Source organism: Occallatibacter sp. (assembly GCF_049802275.1).
Classification (GTDB): domain Bacteria; phylum Acidobacteriota; class Terriglobia; order Terriglobales; family Acidobacteriaceae; genus Telmatobacter.
The window spans coordinates 1-2,469 of sequence record NZ_JBARMD010000562.1; the positions used below are offsets into that span (position 1 = coordinate 1).

3 protein-coding genes are annotated in these 2,469 nt (G+C 55.5%); 2 read left to right on the forward strand and 1 reads right to left on the reverse strand.

Translation table 11 applies throughout. The annotated features are described in order from the left end of the window. Positions 1 to 48 precede the first annotated feature (48 nt). Entirely contained in the window at positions 49 to 900 is an 852-nt protein-coding gene (locus WA354_RS19370) for a ChaN family lipoprotein (RefSeq protein WP_472814663.1), read from the reverse strand. Positions 901 to 957: 57 nt separating this feature from the next. Here WA354_RS19370 and WA354_RS19375 point away from each other — a divergent pair, with 57 nt between their 5' ends. Beyond that, positions 958 to 1,593, forward strand: a complete 636-nt coding sequence (locus tag WA354_RS19375) for a UbiX family flavin prenyltransferase (RefSeq protein ID WP_472814664.1) — start codon at positions 958 to 960, stop codon at positions 1,591 to 1,593. 208 nt (positions 1,594 to 1,801) lie between these two features. Continuing rightward, the coding region (locus WA354_RS19380; RefSeq protein ID WP_472814665.1) for a c-type cytochrome at positions 1,802 to 2,469 on the forward strand (668 nt) is incomplete at its 3' end.

Sequence of the window (2,469 nt, forward strand, 5' to 3'; positions counted from 1 at the left end):
AGACTGGACCGGTCACTGAATTCTACAGCATCCAAGTGCGCCTACTGATTAGGTTTCTGCGTCAAGCTCTTCTTCCCCTTCGCTCCAGCGCTGCAAATGCTTTCTGTAAGAGGCGTATTTATCGAGGAGGGACGTGTGAAATACGCACAACACGCCTTCATGAACCCTAATTGCCTCGGGCACTTCAGATTCGGTCTCCGCAGCTGCCCAATACAGTGCGTCGACGTTCTGCAGGATCGTCAGCACTCCGTCGTTCGGAATGATTTCCTGAAGATCTCGGGGCAAATGAGTGGGCGCTAGGTGAGATTCGCCAAAAAGTGCAAAAATTGCCGCACTTGGGTGCAGTTCTCTGATCTCCGCAAATCGGTTCGCGGCGTGCCGGTCGCGTCCCCGGATCTTCCGCATATCGCCACGCGGCGCGCAATCCAAAGCGTAGATTCCATCCGCACAATCTCGCGCCGTCACCAGCAGTTCGTGGAATGGATCCCATTCATATCCCCATTCTTCGTCGAACTCGATACGGCGGCGCAGTTCAGGACCACTGATCTCCCGACGCCACCAGCGGTCCAGAATCCCTTGATCGCGCGAAAAGATACTCTCCACGCCGAGGACTACCGGCCGGTCCCCCTTGTGAGCGCGATGCTCCAGGAGTTCAGAGGCGAAGCGTTGAGAGGCTGGCAGCGCGTGATAGTCTCCGACCAGAATGATGTCAGCTCCCGTAATAGCCTGGTGAACGTCGCTTTGGGTCAATATGGCTTCGTAGGACCGAAAGGCTCGGTGAAATTCCCGTAAATACTTGCTGCGGCTATTCGGATCCTGCACGCGGATGTCCCTCTGGATTTTCGCCAGAGCCTGTATCTGCTGCACCTGTTGTCGAATTCGTAAGCTGCTGCTAGCCATTGAGGTTCTACTTGCCAACGCCTGCCCATCGCTTGACGGGTTGGCTATACGCTCCCTATGCTCGACTTCGAGGAAATTCGTTTGAACGCCCTATCCCTTAATCTGACCGTGGCCACGACCGGCGCCAGCGGATCTTTATTTTTAAAACATCTATTGGATGCAATTGACCTCGACGAACGTGTTTTGTACATCAATTTCGTTGCGTCAGACAGCGCTCTCCGCGTCATGGCTGAAGAGCTTGGGCTTTCGGGGAGATCCAATCTTTTGGAGCAGCTTTTCAAAAGCATCGGCCGGAAGCCTTCACCCAAGTTTCGGCAGCAGGCAAACGCCGATATTGGGGCCAATATTGCCAGCGGTTCGTATCCAGTGAATGCCATGGTGATCATTCCATGCAGCGTGGGAACGCTTTCCCGCATCGCCAGCGGGAATGCCGAACATCTCATTGAGCGTGCTGCAGATGTCTGCCTCAAGGAAAAGCGCCCGCTGGTGCTTTGCATTCGAGAAGCTCCCCTGAACAAGATTCACATCCGCAACATGTACCGTGCTGCCGATGCCGGAGCTACCATCTTTCCCCTAATTCCGGCGTTCTACTACCGCCCCGCTACCCTCGACGAGATGGCCCGCGAATTTGCTTACCGCGTTTTGGCCCATATCGGCTTGCCGCAGCTCAATGCCTTTCAATGGCAAGGCTAGTTGTCCGCAGACGAAGGCCATTCCGGGGGGAACCTTAAGTCTAAGGCTGGACGGACGGCTCAGACAGATATCGAGGGAACATGTCCCCGCGGTTCAGTGAGCCAGATTTGCCGCGACGCGATATTCGGCTTTCGAGTAGAATTCGGCAATTCTCTTCCAAGGAGTGGCCGTGTCCCGTATCAGAGAAAGTCTCATACCGAATCGTCGAATGGTGGTGCGGATTTTTTGGCGCGCGTCCGTTACCGCCGTGGCATTCCTTTCCCTAGTAATTGCAATGGAGGCATTTGACGATCGCAATCCTTTCGCAGGTGATCCCAACGCAGCCAAAGCAGGGGAGTATGAATTCCGCATCAACTGTGCCCTGTGCCACGGACTAGGAGCGCGTGGCGGAGGCCGGGGACCGGACCTTACCCGCTTACAGAAAAAACATGCGCACTCGGATGCTGAGATGTTCCAGGTCATCAGCAATGGTATTACGGGCACCGCCATGCCAGCGAACGGAACCAACGGTCAGGGCGTCGGGATGACCGATGAGGAAATCTGGCAAATCATCACTTACATTCGAAGCGTAGAAGTAAAAATTTCGGGGGGCCAGGGCGACGCCGCACACGGTAAAGTTCTGTTCTATGGGGATGCCAACTGTTCGCTATGTCATAGGGTCGAGGGCCGGGGCGGTCGACTGGGGCCTGACTTGAGTGCGGTCGGTGGTTCGCGCACCAGGGCTGCCATTATCGATTCGGTACGTAATCCCAGCCGCCGGCTGGCGTGGGGGCTGACTGAGGCGACCAAAGAATTTCCCCAGGAATACGAAACGGCTATTGCGGTCACCGCTGACGGAGTGCAAATCGAAGGAGTGATACTCAACGAGGACAGCTT

Excerpts from the sequence above, each read along its gene's own strand:
- WA354_RS19370 (WP_472814663.1), bottom strand. The coding sequence starts at position 900 with ATGGCTAGCAGCAGCTTACGAATTCGACAACAGGTGCAGCAGATACAG.
- WA354_RS19375 (WP_472814664.1), top strand. The coding sequence starts at position 958 with ATGCTCGACTTCGAGGAAATTCGTTTGAACGCCCTATCCCTTAATCTG.